The organism is Sphingobium sp. VMM (assembly GCF_056790315.1).
The window spans coordinates 158,384-176,770 of sequence record NZ_JBXGSI010000006.1; the positions used below are offsets into that span (position 1 = coordinate 158,384).

Below are 18,387 nucleotides of genomic sequence, written 5' to 3' on the forward strand. Positions count from 1 at the left end.
CCATGCCGAAGGTCAAAGTAGACGGCGTAGAACTCGAAGTCCCGGCGGGCGCCACAGTCCTCCAGGCTTGCGAGCAGGCGGGGAAGGAAATCCCCCGTTTCTGCTATCATGAGCGCCTTTCCATCGCCGGCAATTGCCGCATGTGCCTGGTCGAGGTGAAGCCTGGACCGCCCAAGCCGCAGGCTTCGTGCGCGCTTCCGGCCACGGAAGGCCAGGAAATCCGCACCGACAGCGAAATGGTCAAGAAGGCCCGCGAAGGGGTGATGGAGTTCCTGCTCATCAACCACCCGCTGGATTGCCCGATCTGCGACCAGGGCGGCGAGTGCGATCTTCAGGACCAGTCGGTGGCCTATGGCCGCGGCTCGTCGCGCTATGACGAAAACAAGCGCGCCGTCACCGAGAAGAATATGGGTCCGATCGTCAAGACGGTCATGACCCGCTGCATCCAGTGCACCCGTTGCGTGCGCTTTGCGGAAGAAGTCGCGGGCGTGCCGGAAATCGGCGCGATCTATCGCGGTGAGAATATGCAGATCACCACTTATCTCGAACATGCCGCCAAGAGCGAGCTGTCGGGCAACGTGGTCGACCTCTGCCCGGTCGGCGCTCTGACGTCGAAGCCCTACGCATTCGAAGCGCGTCCGTGGGAACTCAAGAAGACCCATGCGATCGACGTGATGGACGCGGTCGGCACCAACATCCGCCTCGACAGCCGTGGCCGTCAGGTGCTGCGCGCCGTGCCGCGCATCAATGACGACGTGAACGAAGAGTGGGCGTCGGACAAGACCCGGCACAATGTCGACGGTCTGGTCCGCAAGCGCCTCGACAAGCCGTTCGTGCGCAAGGATGGCAAGCTGGTTCCGGCGACCTGGGCGGAAGCTTTCGCCGCCGTCGCCGCTGTCCAGCATGGCGGCAGCGTCGCGGCGATCGCCGGCGACCTGCTCGATTGCGAAACCATGTTCGCCGGCAAGGCGCTGGTCGAAAAGCTCGGCGGTTCGCTGCTGGAAGGCCGCCAGACCGGCCTGTCCTACGATGTGTCGAGCCTGTCGTCGGTGGTGTTCAACACGCCGCTCGCCGATCTCGAAACCGCGGACGTCATCCTGCTGGTCGGCACCAACCTGCGCTGGGAAGCGCCGCTGGTGAACACCCGCATCCGCAAGGCGATCAAGAAGGGCGCGAAGGTCTTCGCCGTTGGTCCCGAATTCGACCTTACCTACAAGGTCGAATGGCTGGGCAATGACGCGTCGCTGCTGGCCAAGCTGCCGGACGCCGTGGTCGAAGCCTTCAAGGGCGCTGCCCGTCCGGCGATGATCGTCGGTGGCGGCGTGCTGGCCAAGGACGGCGCGCATGGCGACACGCTGGCGCTGGTCGAGACGCTGGGCCTGATCAAGGACGGCTGGAACGGCTATAATGTCCTGCACTTCGCGGCGGCCCGCATGGGCGGCCTGATGCTGGGCTATGCGACCAAGGGCGGCATCAAGGCCGTGGCCGCTGCCGCGCCCAAGCTGCTCTTCTCGCTCGGCGCCGACGAGGTCGACTATTCGGCCTTCGAGGGCAGCTTCAAGGTCTATGTCGGCCATCATGGCGATCAGGGCGCCCATGCGGCGGACGTGATCCTGCCGGGCGCAAGCTATGCCGAAAAGGCCGGCACCTACGTCAACCTGGAAGGCCGGGTGCAGTTCGGTGAAAAGGCTGTGTTCGCGCCGGGCGACGCCCGCGAAGACTGGTCGATCCTGCGCGCCCTGTCGGAAGCGCTGGGTGCCAAGCTGCCGTTCGACAGCTTCGACGCGCTGCGCGCCGAAATGGTCAAGGCGGTTCCCGCGCTCGGCGTCGAGGGTATCGCCGACTATGGCTGGTCGGTCCCGTCGCTGCCGACCGGTGCGACCGGCGAGCTGGGTTCGCCGATCAAGGATTTCTACCTCACCAACGCGATCTGCCGCGCCAGCCCGACGATGCAGCAATGCTCGGCCGAGCTGATCCATGGTGAAAGCTTCGCGGAGGCCGCAGAGTGACCGCTTTCTTCCAAGGCCTTGGCCTGCCTTTCGAGGGCGCCTGGCTGCTTTCGACCATTATCGGCATTCTGGTCATCGCACTGCCGCTGATGCTGGCCGTCGCCATGATCATCTATGCCGACCGCAAGATCTGGGCGGCCATGGCGCTGCGCCGTGGTCCCAACGTCGTCGGCCCGCTGGGCCTGCTTCAGTCCTTCGCGGACGGCCTCAAGGTCTTCCTGCAGGAAACCATCGTTCCCTCGGCGTCGAACAAGGCGCTGTTCCTGATCGCGCCGATCATCACCTTCACCGTGGCGCTGATGGCCTGGGCCGTCATCCCCTTCGGCGTCGGCGTGATGGTGTCGAACGTCAATGTCGGCCTGCTCTACATCCTCGCCATCTCGTCGCTCGGCGTCTATGGCGTAGTGCTGGCGGGCTGGGCGTCCAACTCCAAATATCCCTTCTACTCCGCGATCCGTGCCAGCGCGCAGATGATCTCCTATGAAGTCTCGATCGGCTTCATCCTGATCACCGTCGTGCTGTGGGCCGGCAGCTTCAACATGTCGGCGATCGTGGAAAGCCAGAAGGGCTATTATGGCTTCCTCAACGGCAACGGCTTCAACCCGCTGCTGTTCCCGATGGCGATCATGTTCCTGATTTCGGCCATGGCGGAAACGGCGCGCGCGCCGTTCGACCTGACCGAAGCGGAATCCGAACTGGTCGCGGGTTACCAGACCGAATATTCGTCGATGGCCTTCGCCCTGTTCTGGCTCGGCGAATATGCCAACGTCATCCTGATGTGCGGCCTCAACGCGATCCTGTTCTGGGGTGGCTATCTGCCGCCGTTCGACTGGGCGCCGCTGTATCTGGTGCCGGGCATCATCTGGTTCCTGCTCAAGATCGCCTTCTTCTTCTTCGTCTTCTCCTGGGTGAAGGCGACGGTGCCCCGCTACCGTTATGACCAGCTGATGCGGCTGGGCTGGAAGATCTTCCTGCCGACCTCGCTCTTCTTCGTCTTCCTGGTTTCGGGCTTCCTCATGCTGACGCGCTATGGAGGCGCACAATGAGCCTCGGTTACTACGTCAAAAGCTTCACCCTCTGGGAGTTCGTGAAGGCGCACTGGCTGACCTTGAAGTATTTCTTCAAGCCCAAGGCGACGATCAACTACCCGTACGAGAAGAACCCGATTTCGCCGCGTTTCCGTGGTGAACATGCGCTGCGCCGCTATCCCAACGGGGAAGAGCGCTGCATCGCGTGCAAGCTGTGCGAGGCCATTTGTCCGGCGCAGGCGATCACCATCGAGGCGCAGCCGCGCGACGATGGCAGCCGCCGCACCACGCGCTACGACATCGACATGACCAAGTGCATCTATTGCGGCTTCTGCCAGGAAGCCTGCCCGGTCGATGCGATCGTCGAGGGCCCGAACTTCGAGTTCGCGACCGAAACCCGCGAGGAGCTGATCTACGACAAGGCCAAGCTCCTGGAAAACGGTGACAAGTGGGAGCGTGCCATCGCTGCCAATCTTGCTGCCGATGCCCCCTATCGTTAAGCCGCCGGCGTCAAAGGGAATATGAACCTGTGATCCACGTCCTCGCCTTTTACCTGTTCGCCATTCTGGTGGTGAGCAGCGGCGCGCTCACGATATTGTCGCGCAACCCGGTCCACTCGGTCCTCTGGCTGATCCTGGCCTTCTTCAACGCTGCCGGTCTGATGATCCTGCTCGGCGCCGAATTCATCGCGATGCTGCTTGTCATCGTCTATGTCGGCGCGGTCGCGGTGCTGTTCCTGTTCGTCGTCATGATGCTCGACATCGACTTCGCCGAACTGCGCGCCGGCTTCGTCAGCTATCTGCCGTTCGGCCTGCTGATCGCGCTGGTGCTGCTGGCGGAAATCGTCCTGGGCATCGGCCTGTGGAGCGCCGGTCCGATCGAGCTTGCGCAGCGTGCGGCCCCGGCCAATCCGGAACTTTCCAACATCCAGGCGATCGGCGGCATTCTCTATACCCGCTACATCTTCCTGTTCGAGGCGGCGGGTATCGTCCTGCTGGTCGCGATGATCGGCGCCATCGTGCTGACCCATCGTGCCCGTGGCGGCGTCCGTGGTCAGAATGTTGCCAAGCAGAACCGCCGTCGTCCGCAGGACGCCGTGCGCAACATCAATCAGCCCGTGGGGCAGGGGGTGGAGCTGTGATCGGCCTTCAACATTATATGGTGGTCAGCGCCATCCTCTTCGTGATGGGGGTGCTCGGCATCTTCATCAACCGCAAGAATGTCATCATCATCCTGATGGCGATCGAGCTGATCCTCCTCAGCGTGAACATCAACCTCGTGGCCTTCAGCGCCTTCCTGGGCGATCTGGTGGGCCAGGTCTTCTCGATGTTCGTGCTGACCGTCGCGGCGGGTGAAGCGGCCATCGGCCTCGCCATCCTCGTCATTTACTTCCGTGGTCGCGGCACCATCGCCGTCGACGATGTCAACCGGATGAAGGGCTGAGCCAAATCCCATGATCCAGCTTATCGTCCTTCTCCCGCTGCTCGCCGCAGCCATCGCCGGCCTTGGCAACAAGGCCCTGGGCAAGATCCCGGCGAAGATCGTCACGACCGGCGCGCTGTTCGCAGCCTGCGCCATGTCCTGGCCGATCTTCATCAGCTTCCTGACCGGCCACGCCGAACCCTATGTCGCGCCCGTCTTCACCTGGATCGAAAGCGGCAGCTTCGATGCCCAGTGGGCGCTGCGGGTCGACACCATGACGGCGGTCATGCTGGTGGTCATCACCAGCGTGTCCAGCCTCGTCCACCTCTATAGCTGGGGCTATATGGACGAAGAGCCGGATCAGCCGCGCTTCTTCGCCTATCTCTCGCTCTTCACCTTCGCGATGCTGATGCTCGTGACCGCGAACAATCTGCTGCAGATGTTCTTCGGTTGGGAAGGCGTGGGTCTGGCCTCCTACCTGCTGATCGGTTTCTGGTTCCGTAAGCCGAGTGCAAACGCGGCTGCGATCAAGGCGTTCGTCGTCAACCGCGTCGGCGACCTTGGCTTCATGATGGGCATTTTCGGCACCTATCTGGTGTTCAATACCATCTCGATCCCGGAAATCCTGGAAATGGCCCCGTCGATGGCCGGTTCGACCATCGGCTTCCTGGGACACCGCTTTGACACCATGACCGTGCTCTGCCTGCTGCTGTTCATCGGCGCGATGGGCAAGTCGGCACAGCTTGGCCTCCACACCTGGCTTCCCGACGCGATGGAAGGCCCGACCCCGGTGTCGGCGCTGATCCACGCGGCCACCATGGTCACCGCTGGCGTCTTCATGGTTTGCCGTCTGTCGCCGATGTTCGAAATGTCGCCGACCGCGCTGACCGTGGTCACCTATGTCGGTGCCGCCACCTGTCTGTTCGCCGCCACCGTCGGCACCGTGCAGACCGATATCAAGCGCGTCATCGCCTATTCGACCTGTTCGCAGCTGGGCTACATGTTCTTTGCGGCCGGTTGCGGCGCCTATGGCGCGGCGATGTTCCACCTCTTCACCCATGCCTTCTTCAAGGCGTTGCTGTTCCTGGGCGCCGGCTCGGTCATCCATGCGATGCACCATGAGCAGGACATGCGCTACTATGGCGGCCTGCGTAAGAAGATCCCCGTGACCTTCTGGACCATGACGCTCGGCACGCTCGCCATCACGGGCGTCGGCCTGCCGCTCGTCGGCGTCGGTTTCGCCGGCTTCTATTCGAAGGACGGCATTCTCGAAGCGGCCTTCGCGTCGGGCGGTGCGGGCATCGGTGCCTATTATGTCGGCGTGTTCGCCGCGCTGCTGACCAGCTTCTACAGCTGGCGCCTGGTCTTCCTGACCTTCTTCGGCAAGCCGCGCTGGACCCAGTCCGAGCATATCCAGCATGCGCTCCATGATGCCCATGGGCATGACGATCACGGCCACGGCCATGACGATCACGCCCATGCGGGCCATGGTCATGACGATCATGCCCACGCCCACGCCGATCATGGCCATGACCATCATGCCCATGACGCTGGCGACGGCACCGGTGGCTACCATCCGCATGAAAGCGGCCTGGTCATGCTGATCCCGCTGCTGGTGCTCAGCCTGGGCGCCGTGTTCGCCGGCTTCGTCTTCCACGACCAGTTCATTGGTCCGGAAGGGGGCATCGAGTTCTGGAAGGGCGCGCTCGCGTTCGACAGCCACCTGATGCACGCCGCGCATGAAGTGCCGACCTGGGTCAAGTTCGGTCCGTTCACCGTGATGCTGACCGGCCTGGTCATTGCCTGGCTCGCCTACATCAAGAACACCGACTGGCCGCAGCGCTTTGTCGCCACCTTCGGCGCCCTGCACCAGTTCTTGCTCAACAAGTGGTATTTTGACGAGCTGTACAACTTCCTGTTCGTCAAGCCCGCCTTCGCCATCGGCCGCTTCTTCTGGCAGTTCGGTGACGTCGGCTTCATCGACCGCTTCGGCCCCAACGGGCTGGCTGCTCTGGTCGTGCAGGGCAACAAGATCACCCGTCGGCTTCAGTCCGGCTACCTCTACACCTATGCGCTGGTGATGCTGATTGGCCTCGCCGCGGCTGCAACCTGGGCGATGACACGATAATGGACGGCTTCCCCATCCTCTCCCTGATGATGGCAGTGCCGATGGCTGGTGCCATCGCCTGCCTCTTCGCTGGCGCCAATAATGCGCGCTGGATTGCGCTGATCGCCACGCTGGTCGATCTGGTCCTGGGCATCGTCCTGTGGGTCAACTTCGATCAGTCGGGCGCAGGCGCCCAGTGGCAGTTCACCGAATATGCGCCGATCTTCGGCCGCTTCGCGTGGGCGCTCGGGATCGACGGCATCGCCTTGCTGCTGATCGCGCTGACCGTGTTCCTGATGCCGATCTGCATCGGCGCCAGCTGGAACGCGATCAACAAGCGCGTCGGCGAATATATGGCGGCGTTCCTGTTCATGGAGGTGCTGATGATCGGCGTCTTCACCGCGCAGGATCTCTACCTCTTCTACATCATGTTCGAAGCCGGCCTGATCCCGATGTATCTGATCATCGGTATCTGGGGTGGTGCGAACCGTATCTACGCCTCGTACAAATTCTTCCTCTACACGCTGCTCGGCTCGGTCCTGATGCTGATCGCGATGATGTGGATGGTGCATGAGGCCGGCACGACCCGCATCCCCGACCTGATGGCCTACAACTTCGATCCGAAGATCCAGATCTGGCTGTTCCTCGCCTTCTTCGCCAGCTTCGCGGTGAAGATGCCGATGTGGCCGGTCCATACCTGGTTGCCCGACGCGCACGTTCAGGCGCCGACCGCCGGTTCGGTCATCCTGGCAGGCGTGCTGCTGAAGATGGGTGGCTATGGCTTCATCCGCTTCTCGCTGCCGATGTTCCCGGAAGCCTCGGCGCAGCTCGCGCCCTGGGTCTGGGGCCTGTCGATGGTCGCCGTCGTCTATACCAGCCTCATCGCGCTGGTTCAGTCGGACATGAAGAAGCTGATCGCCTATTCGTCGGTCGCGCACATGGCGATCGTCACCATCGGCCTGTTCGCCTTCAACCAGGCGGGCCTGGAAGGCGCGATGATGGTCATGCTGGGCCACGGCCTCGTCTCGGGCGCGCTGTTCCTCTGTGTCGGCGTCATCTATGACCGCCTGCACACCCGTGAGATCAACCGCTATGGCGGCCTCGCGATCAACATGCCGCGCTACGCCGTGCTGTTCCTGCTCTTCACCATGGCTTCGGTCGGTCTGCCGGGCACCAGCAACTTCGTCGGTGAATTCCTGTCGCTGATGGGCATCTATCAGGTCTCGACCTGGGCAGCACTGATCTGCACCACCGGCATCATCCTGGGTGCGGCCTATATGCTCTACCTCTATCGCCGCATCTGCTACGGCGATCAGGTGAACGCCGATGCCGCCGCCATGCCTGACCTGTCGGCGCGTGAAATCTGGCTGCTCGCCCCGATTGCCGCGGCGGTGCTCTGGATGGGCGTCTATCCGGAAAGCTTCCTGGCCCCGATGCGTCCCGACATCCGCGCGCTCGAAGCGCGTCTCGCCCCTGCGGCTCCCGCAGGAGATTCCCAGATCAAGATGGGTGCGCCCAAGCCGGTAGGCGAGGGCCATCATGAAGAAGCCGCTGCGCACGGGGAGGCGCACTAATGATCGAAACCGCTTCCCTTCTGGCCGTACTGCCGGAACTCATCCTCACCGGCTCTGGCCTGGTGCTGATGCTGATCGCCGCCTTCGGTGGTGACCGCTCGACCCATGCCGTCAACTGGCTGGCAGTGCTGGCACTGCTCGCCGCCGGCCTCAGCCTCTGCACCTCGATGGCGCATGGCCCGGTCGCGTTCGACGGCCTGGTCCGTGCCGACGCCTTCTCGGTCTACGCCAAGGCGCTGATCTATGGCGCGGCCGGTGCGGCCATCCTGCTGGCCCCGCGCTTCTTCGCCACCGGCGGCGCGCTGCGTCCCGAATATGCCGTCCTGATCGTCTTTGCCGCCATCGGCATGGGCATGATGGTCTCGGCCGGTGACATGCTGACGCTCTATGTCGGCCTGGAAATGAACAGCCTCGCATCCTACGTGCTGGCCAGCTTCATGCGCCAGGACGAGAAGTCGTCGGAAGCGGGCCTCAAATATTTCGTGCTCGGTTCGCTGGCCAGCGGCATCCTGCTCTACGGCATCTCGCTGCTCTACGGCTTCACCGGTTCGACCGCGTTTGACGGCATTGCCATTGCCATGGGTGACGGCGTGTCGAAGGGCGAGCTGTTCGGCCTGGTCTTCGTGCTCGCGGGCCTCGCCTTCAAGATCAGCGCCGTGCCGTTCCACATGTGGACGCCCGACGTCTATGAAGGCGCGCCGACCCCGGTCACCGCCTTCTTCGGCAGCGCGCCCAAGGTCGCCGCGATGGGCCTGATGGTCCGCGTCGCGATCGAAGCGCTTGGCCCGGCCGGCCTCGACTGGCAGCAGATCATCATCTTCGTTGCGCTCGCCTCGATCCTGTTCGGTGCAGTCGCGGCGATCGGCCAGACCAGCCTCAAGCGTCTGATGGCCTATTCGTCGATCAACAATGTCGGCTTCGCGCTGGTCGGCCTCGCCGCCGGCACGCCCGCCGGCGTTGCCGCGACGATGAGCTACATGGCGATCTATGTCGTCATGACCATCGGCGCCTTCGCCTGCATCCTCCAGATGCGCACCGCCGACGGCAAGCCGGTCGACACGATCGCCAGCCTTGCCGGCCTGTCGCAGTCGCGCAAGGGCCTGTCGGCCGCTTTCGCGATCTTCATGTTCTCGATGGCCGGTATCCCGCCGCTGTTCGGCTTCTGGGCGAAGTTCCTGGTGTTCGATGCCGCGGTCGCCGCCAATCTGACCGCGCTCGCCGCCTTCGGCATCGCCATGTCGGTGATCGGCGCCTTCTATTATCTCAAGATCATCAAGACGATCTATTTCGACGAACCGGCCGCGCCCTATGAGGCGAAGGGCGGGGCGGTCGAGAATATCATCATGGCTGCCTGCGCCATCGTGATCGTCTTCGGTTATCTGCTCAACCCGCTGCTGGACAAGGCCAGCGCGGCTGCGGCGGCTTCGCTGTTCTGACGCAGTTTCGCACCGTAGAAGAAACCGGCTCCACCAATGCCGACATGCTGGCATTGGCGGAGCAGGGTGAAACCGAGGGCCTCTGGCTGCGCGCAAAGCGACAGTCCGGAGGCCGCGGTCGTTTGGGCCGGGCGTGGGAAAGTCCGGTCGGCAATCTCTATTGCTCCACCCTGATCCGGCTGCAGCCGGGCGACCCGATGGCGCACACGCTGGCGCTGGTCGCGGCGAACGCCGTCCATGCGCTGGTCGCGCCGCTCTGTGCCGGACAGGCGCGGATCAAATGGCCCAATGACATATTGGTCGACGGCGCGAAGATCGCCGGCATCCTGCTGGAACGCACCGGCGATGCCGTGGTGGTCGGCATCGGCATCAATGTCACCCATTTCCCGGAAGGGCTCGACCGTCCGGTGACCAGCCTCGTCGCGCAAGGCGCGGACGGGCAGGGCGCGGACGCCGCCGCGCTGCTGGAACGGCTCGCCCAGCTTTTCGGCCATTGGCTGGCGATCTGGCGTGCCCAGGGACTTGATCCGGTGCGCACCCATTGGCTGCTCAACGCCCATCCGACCGGCACGCCGATGCGTGTCGTCCAGCCCGATGGCGACGTGGTGGAGGGTGGCTTCGGCACGCTCGACAGCCAGGGCATGTTGATCCTGCGCTTGGCGAATGGCGATACCCGTGCCATTCATGCCGGCGATATCTTTCTCATCTGAGGGTTCGGCCATGCTTCTCGCGATCGACGCGGGCAACACCAATGTCGTTTTCGCGCTGCTCGACGGGCGTGAGATCAAGACGCGCTGGCGCATCGCCACCGACCCGCGCCGCACGGCCGACGAATATGCCGTGTGGCTGAACCAGCTGCTGATGCTGGAAGGCTATGCCATGGCCGATGTCGACGCGGTGATCGTCGCCACGGTCGTGCCGCGCGCGCTGCATAATCTTCAGGTGCTGGCCGACAAATATTTCAAGACGACCGCGCTGGTCGCCGGCCAGTCGCCGGTCGACTGGGGCATCGAACTGGACGTGGCGGAACCGGCCTCGGTCGGCGCCGACCGGGTTGTAAACGCGATCGCGGCCCACCATCTTTATGAGGGCGACCTGATCGTCATCGATTTCGGCACGGCGACGACTTTCGATGTGGTGGACTATCGCGGCGCCTATAAGGGCGGCATCATCGCGCCGGGCATCAACCTGTCGCTCGATGCGCTGGTGGCGGCCGCGGCCAAGCTGCCCCGCATCGCGATCGCCCCGCCAGAGAACCGATCGGTTATCGGTCGGACCACGGCCGACGCCATGCTGATCGGCGTCTTCTGGGGCTATGTGGCGATGATGGAGGGGCTGGTCGCCCGGATGCGGGCCGAGATCGGCCGCCCGACCAAAGTGATTTCGACCGGAGGACTCGCTGTCCTCTTCAATGACAATAGCGATATTTTCGATGCGATCGCGCCCGACCTGACGATCCAGGGCCTCGCATTGCTGTACGAACGGAGTTTACAGACAGAATGACACCCAAGGACGAGCTGCTCTTCCTGGCCCTCGGCGGCTCGGGCGAGATCGGCATGAACGTCAATCTTTATGGTTGCCAGGGCAAATGGGTCATGGTGGACCTCGGCCTGACCTTTGCCGATCCGCTTTATCCCGGCGTGGAGCTGGTGCTGCCCGACCTTGCCTTCATCGAGGAGCGCAAGGACGACCTACTCGGCATCGTGCTGACCCATGGCCATGAAGACCATATCGGCGCCATCCCCTACCTCGCGGCGGACCTGGGCGTGCCGCTCTATGCCACGCCCTTCACTGCAGGCCTGATCCGCCTGAAGCTGGAGGAAGAGGGCCTGACCAAGGAGGTCAAGCTCCACGTCATCGAGAATGAGGGCAGCTTCAATCTCGGCCCGTTCGGCTTCCGTTATGTGCCGCTGGCCCACTCGATCCCGGAGGGCAATGCCGTCCTGATCGATACGCCGCACGGCCGCATCTTCCACACCGGCGACTGGAAGCTGGACGCCGCCCCGCTGCTTGGCCAGCCCTCCACCCCGGAGGAACTGACCGCGATCGGCGACGAGGGCGTGCTGGCCTTGGTGTGCGACAGCACCAATGTCTTCAATCCAGAACCATCGGGTTCTGAAAGCACGGTGCGCGATGGCCTGATGCAGACCGTCGCAGCGGCGAAGGGCCGCGTGCTGGTCACGACCTTCGCCTCCAACGCCGCGCGCGTGCAGACGCTGGGCGAGGTCGCGGCCGCCACCGGGCGCAAGCTGTGCGTCGCCGGCCGCTCGCTCGACCGCATTATCAGCACTGCCAAGGCCGCCGGTTATCTCAAGGATTTCCCGCCGCTGGTCGACTGGGATGATGCGATGGACCTGCCGCGTTCGGAAGTGATGTTCATCGCCACCGGCGGCCAGGGCGAGGCGCGCGCCGCGCTCTCGCGCATCGCCTTTGACAGCCACCCGATCAAGCTGGCCGAGGGCGACACCGTCGTCTTCTCGTCCAAGCAGATTCCGGGCAATGAAATCGCGATCGGCCGCATCCAGAATGCGCTGGCGACCAAGGGCATCATCATGGTGACCGACCGCCAGGCCGAGGTCCATGTCTCGGGCCATCCGGGCCGTCCGGAACTGGAATCCATGTATCGCTGGATCCGCCCCGCCATCCTGCTGCCGGTTCATGGCGAGCGCCGCCACATGGCGGAACAGGCGCGGCTTGGCCTCGCCACCGGCATCCCCGATGCCGTGGTCCAGTCGAACGGCGACCTGCTGCGCCTGGCACCGGGGAAGCCGACGATCATCGGCCATGAGGATACCGGCCGTCTGGTCCTCGACGGCGACGTCATCCTGCCCGCCGACGGCGCGACCATGAACGAACGGCGCAAGCTCGGCCTGCACGGTCAGATCAGCGTCGCCGTGGCGCTCGACGCGAAGAACCGCCTGATCGGCGAACCCGTGCTGCGCACCCAGGGCGTGCCGGTGGAGGAAGACAAGGACGCCTTCCTCGCCGAAGCGGCCGAGGAAGCGGCGGCGGCCGTCGCCAAGGGATCGATGGAGCAGGAAGCCCTGCGCGAACGCCTGCGCCTCGCCGTGCGCCGCACCGCGACCCGCTGGACCGGCAAGAAGCCGATCGTCGACGTACTGCTGATCCGCGCATGATATAAGAGAGCGCCGTTCGCTATCCTGCGGGAGCAACGCGAACGGCGCTTTCGTTGACAGCCGGAAGCCTTTAGGCTCGGGCCGATCAAAATTGAATCGTCATAGCGAGCGAAACGCCGCTGTGACGGGAGAGGGTAGAGGCATGCGCTGCAATAACGGGCGGGCCGGATGAACTGGTACGCCATCTTCGCCATCTATGTGCTGTTCTGGGTGATCAGCGCCTTCCTCGTCCTGCCCTTCGGCCTGCGCACGCCCGACGAGACGGGCGAGCTACTGCTGAAAGGCCAGGCGGACAGCGCCCCCAGCAACTTCCGTCCCGGTCGCGTCATGCTGCGCGCAACCCTGCTCTCGGCCGTCCTGTTCGGCCTCTATTATGCCAATTATGTGCAGGGCTGGGTCACGATCGACAATATCCCCGGCCTCCATCCGCCACGCTGAGTGGGGATGACGGAGTTGGGTTGGAACAAGACATAGCCCCTCCCTTCCAGGGAGGGGTTGGGGTGGGTGGCGAGCGTAGCGAGCTTCTGCCCTATCGACCGTAGACCGCCGCTACGCGGCGCACCCGCCCCCAGCCCCTCCCTGGAAGGGAGGGGAGTAGGAAACGTCCGCAAGTGGTCGCTAGCTTCCATCCCCATCCCGTCATGCCGGGCTTGACCCGGCATCCCGCTTTTCTTGCTTTGCGAGTGCGACCCAACCAAGGGCGCGCACCCTCTGTCCTATTCGGCCCGTTCATGATCTACTCCGGCCATGAAAAACCGTCCCCCTCACGCAAACATGTCCAGAATTGTCGCGCCGCTGTCGCGTCCCTGTCGCCTGACTGTCGCGTCGGTGGTGCGGGACAGTGACCCTGATCGTGACGCAATAGTCGCGCCACAGGCGCGTCGGTGTCGCGTCGCGGGCGCGTGACAGGTGCAAAAGGCCCGAAATGGCCCGACGACACTGTGAACTTCGGGCCGAAATATACTGTCGCGTCATCCGCCTGACCGACCAACCCTAGGGCAACAAATTCGCGCTGTCCTACACCGCACCCCTCAGCCACTATGCGGATGGCTCTTTGACCTGTCGGATATGCCCGCGCGCCGCAGAGGCCGATCCTACCGCTTGCGCGTCAATTCCCGCATCGCCTCATCCAGCCCCTCCAAGGTCAGCGGATACATGCGCTCGCTCATCAGGTCACGGATGATGCGGGTGGACTGGCTGTAGCCCCAATGCTCCGCCGGCGCGGGGTTCAGCCACACGGTCGCGGGATAGGTATGGGTGACGCGCTGCAGCCAGACGGCACCCGCTTCCTCGTTCATATGCTCCACCGACCCGCCCGGATGGCTGATCTCATAGGGGCTCATCGCCGCGTCGCCGACGAAGATCACCTTATAGTCATGGCCATATTTGTGCAGCACGTCCCAGGTCGGGGTGCGCTCGGCAAAGCGGCGGCGATTATCCTTCCACACGCCTTCATAGAGGCAGTTATGGAAGTAGAAGAATTCCATATTCTTGAATTCGCTGGTCGCGGCGGAAAACAGCTCCTCGCACAGCTTGATATGCGGGTCCATCGATCCGCCCACGTCCAGGAACAGCAGCAGCTTGACCGCATTGTGCCGCTCGGGCCGCATCCGGATGTCGAGCCAGCCCTGCCGGGCGGTGCCGCGGATCGTCGCGTCCAGGTCCAGTTCGTCGGCCGCCCCCTCCCGCGCAAACCGGCGCAGCCGGCGCAGCGCCACCTTGATGTTGCGGGTCCCGATCTCGCGATTGCTGTCCAGATTGGCGAATTCGCGCTTTTCCCACACCTTGATGGCGCGCTTGTGTCGGCTTGTCCCCCCGATCCGCACGCCTTCGGGATTATAGCCGCCATGGCCAAAAGGGGATGTGCCGCCGGTGCCGATCCACTTGCTGCCGCCCTGATGGCGCTCCTTCTGCTCCTCCAGCCGCTCCTTCAGCGTCTTCATGATCTCGTCCCAGTCGCCCAGCGACTTGATCTTCTCCATCTCCTCGGGACTGAGGAACTTCTCCGCGACCAGGCGCAGCCATTCCTCGGGTATCTCCGCCTCAACCCCGTCCTGGCCCAGCAGCCCCTTGAACACGCGGGCAAAGACCTGGTCGAACCGGTCGATCAGCCCCTCATCCTTCACATAGGTGGCGCGGGCGAGATAATAGAAATCCTCCGGCCGTCGCTCGATCACGTCGCGGTCCAGCGCCTCCAGGAGCAGCAGATGCTCCTTGATGCTGGCGGGGATGCCGGCGGCGCGCAGCGCGTCGAGGAAATTGAGCATCATGGTGCCGATCTTGTCGGCCAGCGCGGCGGGCGATGCAAGCGTCGGGCGGATCGCATTGGCGAAATATTAAGTGTTGCGCCGCACGGTAAACAGTTCAGTATTCATTGTGACAGTTAAGTTGCGGGGGCGGCTTGGAAAACGGAGAATTGTTGGCTGACCTGGGGGAACGGTCGGGCGACATAGCATTGCAATGCAGCGAAACCGCTGGATTTCTGGGCGAAGTGAACCGCCGGATCCAGGGCGATTCGGCGCGCCTGTCGGACTTGCAGGCGAACATGCAGACGCTGACCGCCAGCCAGAATGAGAGCGTGGCGGCGGCCCAGGAACTGAGCCTCACCGCCGGGCGCGCCGGGCGCATCATTGCCGAGGGGCATGATGTCATCACCCTGTCGCTGGGCGAGGTGGCGGGGCTGGTCGAACATGTCACCGGCCTTGAAGGCCATCTGCGCCAGTTCCTGCAGGTGATCGAGGCGGTGGGCGGCATTTCCGATCAGCTTGGCACGATCGCCCGCCAGACCCGCCTGCTGGGCGTCAACGCGGCGATCGAGGCGGCGCGCGGCGGCGAGGCGACGATGGGCTTTGCCGTGGTGGCGGAGGAAATCCGCCGGCTGGCCGAACAGGCGGCCGAATCCTCGGCCTCGGTCGGCAGCAAGCTTGGCCAGCTCGACCGCGATGCCCGGCATCTGATCGGCGGGGTGGAGGCGAATATCCAGCGCGGCCGCGACGTCGGCACCCATATCGACCAACTGCGCTTGTCGATGGCGGAAATCGCCTCGCTCGTGACCCAGTTCGGCGAGCGATCCAGCGCGATCGTCGCCTGCACCGACGAGGCGGACGCTCATGTCGCGGCGCTGGACCAGGGGCTGGCGCTGTTCGGCCGCTCCTCGACCGAGAGTGCGGGACGTGTCGACATGGCCCGCGACAAGATCGAGACGCTGGAGAGCCTGGCCAACGACATGCTCAACACGGCGGCGCAGAGCCGGCTGCGCACCCGCAACAGCCATTATATCGCGCTGGCCGAGGATGGCGCGGCCGAGGTTACGGCGCTGATCGAGGATGCACTGGCCCGCGGCGAATTGTCGCAACAGGCGCTGTTCGATCGCAGCCATCGACCGATCGCGGGGTCCGAACCGACCCAATATCAGACCGGTTTCACCGCCTATGCCGATCTGCGGGTGCGGCCGTTGCTCGACCGCCATACCGCGAAGGACGCGACCATCATCGGCTGCTGCCTGATCGACATGGACGGCTATCTGCCCACCCATATCAGCGCGCGCAGCCAGCCGCAGCGCATCGGCGATCCGCGTTGGAACATGGAACATGCCCGCAACCGGCAAATCTTCATGGACGCCCAGACCCGCCGCGCGCTCGACGGCGACGATGATTTCTACCTCTTCACCTATCGCCAGAATCTGGGAGAGGGGCGCTACCGGGCACTGCGCAGCGTGTTCGTGCCGCTGCGCTTCGCCGGCCGCCGCTGGGGCCTGTATGAGGTCGGCTATCTGATCTGATCCACCCGCCTTATGCCGTGGATCAGCGAGACCAGCACGAAGGAGATGATCATCAGCAGATACCAGGCGCCCAGTTTCATCAGGCTGACCATCTCCCAGCCATGGCGCTGGCTGGGGTAGGTCCAGGCATTGGAGAAGGTGCCGATATTCTCCGCCAGCCAGATGAATAGCGCGACCAGGAAGAAGCCGAGCAGCAGCGGCATCCGCCGTGCTTCCCGCCAGGGCGTGAACCAGATCCAGGTTCGCCCAAACAGCAGGATGGCGGCGGCGAACAGGGCGATCCGCACATCGGGCAGCCAGTGATGGGCGAAGAAATTGACATAGATGGCGCTCGCCAGCAGCACCGTCGCCCAGACCGGCGGATAGCGGCTGAACCCGAAGTCGAAGATGCGCCAGACCCGCGCGATATAGCTGCCGACGGCGGCATACATGAAGCCGGAAAAGAGCGGAACGGCGCCGATATGGAGCAGGCTGGCCTCCGGATAGACCCAGCTTCCCGCATGGGTCTTGAACAATTCCATGATCGTGCCGATCAGGTGGAAGGCGCAGATCACCAGTGCCTCGCGCGGACTTTCCAGCCGCAGGGCCAGCATCGCGATCTGGATCGCGACTGCGGCCAGGGTCAGGAAATCATAGCGATGCAGCGGCGCGCCGGCGGGATAGAAAAGATGGGTCGCGAGCAGCAGCGCCAGCATCAGTCCGCCGAACAGGCAGGCCCAGCCCTGTTTGAAGCCGAACAGCAGGAACTCATAGGCCCAGGCGCGCGGCCCCGCCGCGACGCGGACCGATTCCAGATGGGCGCGTATCCGCGCAAAGCGGGTCGCGCCCGTGGGGTCGTTCATGTCCCGATGTCTAGCGCGCCATGGCCCGGACGCCAATCATTCCGGCCCCGACGAAAGGGCTTTGCAGCGCGCGCATGATCGTTAAGCTGACGGAACGACAAAAAATGAGGAGAGGCTGCCGATGGCGGGACGGCGATGGACGCGGGGTGTGGCTTTGGCGCTGCTCGGCGCGTCGGGCGCGGCGCTGGGGACCGATACGCCCCAGCAGGCCCAGGACGAGATCGTCGTGATCGCCGCCCGGATGAAGATCATCAACATCGAATATGCGCTTCGTGGCCCCTGGCTCAAGGCCTGCAATCTCGACGGGACGACCGGCACGCCGGCCGCCGACCGGGCGATCTGCATGTTGCTGCAGCAATGCCTGCTCGACGGGAAGACAAGGCGCGAAGAGGCCAAGCAATGTGTCAATGCCCGGATCGATGATCTCGCCAATCATCGGGGTACCCTGCCTGCACTGGTAAGCGAGGCCGCACTTGAAACCGCCCCTGCCGGGCAGGATGCACAAGCGGACGAAGCCGAAAAATCCGACGCGATCATCGTCACCGGCGCGCGCCATGCCATCAATCCTGGCCTGTGGCGCTTTACCGAGATCGGGACCTATGTAAGCAGCATATCCGGACATCATCCTCCCGGCACCCGCCAGTGGGAGGCGTGCATCCCCGATCGCCGCGATGATCTGGCGATCCGCTATGCCGTGGAGGGGCCACCTCTGCCGGCTGGGGCCGGTGGCCCGCATGGATGCCGCCAATGGCGGGTCACTGTGTCAGGGCGAAAATTCGAGGGGCGACTATATTGCGGCCGTGCGCATGGCGGCTTTTCCTATGGCAGGATGAACGGAACGGTCACGGGCGATGCGCTGGAGGCATCTGCCGAACACAAGACTGTTGGCGGACGGGGGCCGCGCGGCAAGGGCCCCGAGAAGCCGCGCTTCTTCGGCAGCCTGAAGACCGAATTGTCGGGGGAACGCGTCGGCGTGTGCCCCGGCCGCTGATCGGAAGCGAAAGGGCGCTCCGGATAATGTCCGGAGCGCCCAGGATTTTCTAAAACCGCC

The 18,387-nt window shown here is 64.0% G+C and carries 16 protein-coding genes; 14 read left to right on the forward strand and 2 right to left on the reverse strand.

Going from position 1 to position 18,387, the window contains the following annotated elements; all coding sequences use genetic code 11:
* Positions 1-2 precede the first annotated feature (2 nt).
* From nuoG to ACUCV3_RS09985, 12 genes are all read left to right on the forward strand, one after another.
* Positions 3-2,009: an NADH-quinone oxidoreductase subunit NuoG gene (nuoG, locus tag ACUCV3_RS09930; protein ID WP_048937333.1), complete on the forward strand. Its 2,007-nt coding sequence runs from the start codon at positions 3-5 to the stop codon at positions 2,007-2,009.
* Positions 2,006-3,055, forward strand: a complete 1,050-nt coding sequence (nuoH, locus tag ACUCV3_RS09935; RefSeq protein ID WP_017501781.1) for an NADH-quinone oxidoreductase subunit NuoH — start codon at positions 2,006-2,008, stop codon at positions 3,053-3,055. The genes nuoG and nuoH overlap by 4 nt, the downstream gene beginning before the upstream one ends.
* Positions 3,052-3,537: an NADH-quinone oxidoreductase subunit NuoI gene (gene nuoI, locus ACUCV3_RS09940; protein WP_004211738.1), complete on the forward strand. Its 486-nt coding sequence runs from the start codon at positions 3,052-3,054 to the stop codon at positions 3,535-3,537. The genes nuoH and nuoI overlap by 4 nt, the downstream gene beginning before the upstream one ends.
* Before the next feature lie 29 nt (positions 3,538-3,566).
* A complete protein-coding gene (locus ACUCV3_RS09945; protein ID WP_004211740.1) occupies positions 3,567-4,178 on the forward strand; it encodes an NADH-quinone oxidoreductase subunit J in 612 nt (203 codons plus the stop codon).
* Positions 4,175-4,480 (forward strand): NADH-quinone oxidoreductase subunit NuoK, encoded by a 306-nt coding sequence (gene nuoK, locus ACUCV3_RS09950; RefSeq protein ID WP_004211745.1) that lies wholly within the window; start codon positions 4,175-4,177, stop codon positions 4,478-4,480. The genes ACUCV3_RS09945 and nuoK overlap by 4 nt, the downstream gene beginning before the upstream one ends.
* A gap of 10 nt (positions 4,481-4,490) precedes the next feature.
* On the forward strand, positions 4,491-6,587 hold the full coding sequence (gene nuoL, locus ACUCV3_RS09955) for an NADH-quinone oxidoreductase subunit L (RefSeq protein WP_017501780.1): 2,097 nt from the start codon (positions 4,491-4,493) through the stop codon (positions 6,585-6,587).
* Positions 6,587-8,140, forward strand: a complete 1,554-nt coding sequence (locus ACUCV3_RS09960; RefSeq protein ID WP_007714750.1) for an NADH-quinone oxidoreductase subunit M — start codon at positions 6,587-6,589, stop codon at positions 8,138-8,140. Before nuoL ends, ACUCV3_RS09960 begins: the two co-directional genes overlap by 1 nt.
* Positions 8,140-9,576 (forward strand): NADH-quinone oxidoreductase subunit NuoN, encoded by a 1,437-nt coding sequence (gene nuoN / locus ACUCV3_RS09965; protein WP_048937332.1) that lies wholly within the window; start codon positions 8,140-8,142, stop codon positions 9,574-9,576. The genes ACUCV3_RS09960 and nuoN overlap by 1 nt, the downstream gene beginning before the upstream one ends.
* Positions 9,573-10,286: a biotin--[acetyl-CoA-carboxylase] ligase gene (locus ACUCV3_RS09970; protein ID WP_080993553.1), complete on the forward strand. Its 714-nt coding sequence runs from the start codon at positions 9,573-9,575 to the stop codon at positions 10,284-10,286. The genes nuoN and ACUCV3_RS09970 overlap by 4 nt, the downstream gene beginning before the upstream one ends.
* A gap of 10 nt (positions 10,287-10,296) precedes the next feature.
* A complete protein-coding gene (locus ACUCV3_RS09975) occupies positions 10,297-11,079 on the forward strand; it encodes a type III pantothenate kinase (protein ID WP_037507523.1) in 783 nt (260 codons plus the stop codon).
* Positions 11,076-12,713, forward strand: a complete 1,638-nt coding sequence (locus ACUCV3_RS09980) for a ribonuclease J (protein WP_037507521.1) — start codon at positions 11,076-11,078, stop codon at positions 12,711-12,713. The genes ACUCV3_RS09975 and ACUCV3_RS09980 overlap by 4 nt, the downstream gene beginning before the upstream one ends.
* A 168-nt stretch (positions 12,714-12,881) precedes the next feature.
* Positions 12,882-13,151: a DUF1467 family protein gene (locus ACUCV3_RS09985; RefSeq protein ID WP_007714730.1), complete on the forward strand. Its 270-nt coding sequence runs from the start codon at positions 12,882-12,884 to the stop codon at positions 13,149-13,151.
* A 656-nt stretch (positions 13,152-13,807) separates the two neighbouring features.
* On the opposite strand, the gene ACUCV3_RS09990 is transcribed toward ACUCV3_RS09985, so the two are convergent.
* Positions 13,808-14,983 carry a vWA domain-containing protein gene (locus tag ACUCV3_RS09990; RefSeq protein ID WP_048937329.1) on the reverse strand — a complete coding sequence of 392 codons (1,176 nt, stop codon included), beginning with the start codon at positions 14,981-14,983 and terminating at the stop codon, positions 13,808-13,810.
* 146 nt (positions 14,984-15,129) lie between these two features.
* On the opposite strand from ACUCV3_RS09990, the gene ACUCV3_RS09995 reads away from it, so the two are divergent.
* A complete protein-coding gene (locus tag ACUCV3_RS09995) occupies positions 15,130-16,494 on the forward strand; it encodes a methyl-accepting chemotaxis protein (protein WP_172438601.1) in 1,365 nt (454 codons plus the stop codon).
* Here the strand turns inward: ACUCV3_RS09995 and ACUCV3_RS10000 are convergent.
* Positions 16,482-17,336, reverse strand: coding sequence for a DUF817 domain-containing protein (locus ACUCV3_RS10000; RefSeq protein ID WP_048937327.1), 855 nt, complete (start codon positions 17,334-17,336; stop codon positions 16,482-16,484). The two genes, ACUCV3_RS09995 and ACUCV3_RS10000, sit on opposite strands and share 13 nt — an antisense overlap.
* A gap of 121 nt (positions 17,337-17,457) precedes the next feature.
* Between ACUCV3_RS10000 and ACUCV3_RS10005 the strand changes: the two genes are divergently transcribed.
* A complete protein-coding gene (locus ACUCV3_RS10005) occupies positions 17,458-18,327 on the forward strand; it encodes a DUF3617 domain-containing protein (RefSeq protein WP_048937326.1) in 870 nt (289 codons plus the stop codon).
* The last annotated feature ends 60 nt before the right edge of the window (positions 18,328-18,387 follow it).

Excerpts from the sequence above, each read along its gene's own strand:
- ACUCV3_RS09960 (WP_007714750.1), top strand. The coding sequence starts at position 6,587 with ATGGACGGCTTCCCCATCCTCTCCCTGATGATGGCAGTGCCGATGGCT.
- ACUCV3_RS09975 (WP_037507523.1), top strand. The coding sequence starts at position 10,297 with ATGCTTCTCGCGATCGACGCGGGCAACACCAATGTCGTTTTCGCGCTG.
- ACUCV3_RS10005 (WP_048937326.1), top strand. The coding sequence starts at position 17,458 with ATGGCGGGACGGCGATGGACGCGGGGTGTGGCTTTGGCGCTGCTCGGC.
- nuoI (WP_004211738.1), top strand. The coding sequence starts at position 3,052 with ATGAGCCTCGGTTACTACGTCAAAAGCTTCACCCTCTGGGAGTTCGTG.
- nuoG (WP_048937333.1), top strand. The coding sequence starts at position 3 with ATGCCGAAGGTCAAAGTAGACGGCGTAGAACTCGAAGTCCCGGCGGGC.
- ACUCV3_RS10000 (WP_048937327.1), bottom strand. The coding sequence starts at position 17,336 with ATGAACGACCCCACGGGCGCGACCCGCTTTGCGCGGATACGCGCCCAT.
- nuoL (WP_017501780.1), top strand. The coding sequence starts at position 4,491 with ATGATCCAGCTTATCGTCCTTCTCCCGCTGCTCGCCGCAGCCATCGCC.
- ACUCV3_RS09985 (WP_007714730.1), top strand. The coding sequence starts at position 12,882 with ATGAACTGGTACGCCATCTTCGCCATCTATGTGCTGTTCTGGGTGATC.
- nuoN (WP_048937332.1), top strand. The coding sequence starts at position 8,140 with ATGATCGAAACCGCTTCCCTTCTGGCCGTACTGCCGGAACTCATCCTC.
- ACUCV3_RS09990 (WP_048937329.1), bottom strand. The coding sequence starts at position 14,983 with ATGATGCTCAATTTCCTCGACGCGCTGCGCGCCGCCGGCATCCCCGCC.
- ACUCV3_RS09980 (WP_037507521.1), top strand. The coding sequence starts at position 11,076 with ATGACACCCAAGGACGAGCTGCTCTTCCTGGCCCTCGGCGGCTCGGGC.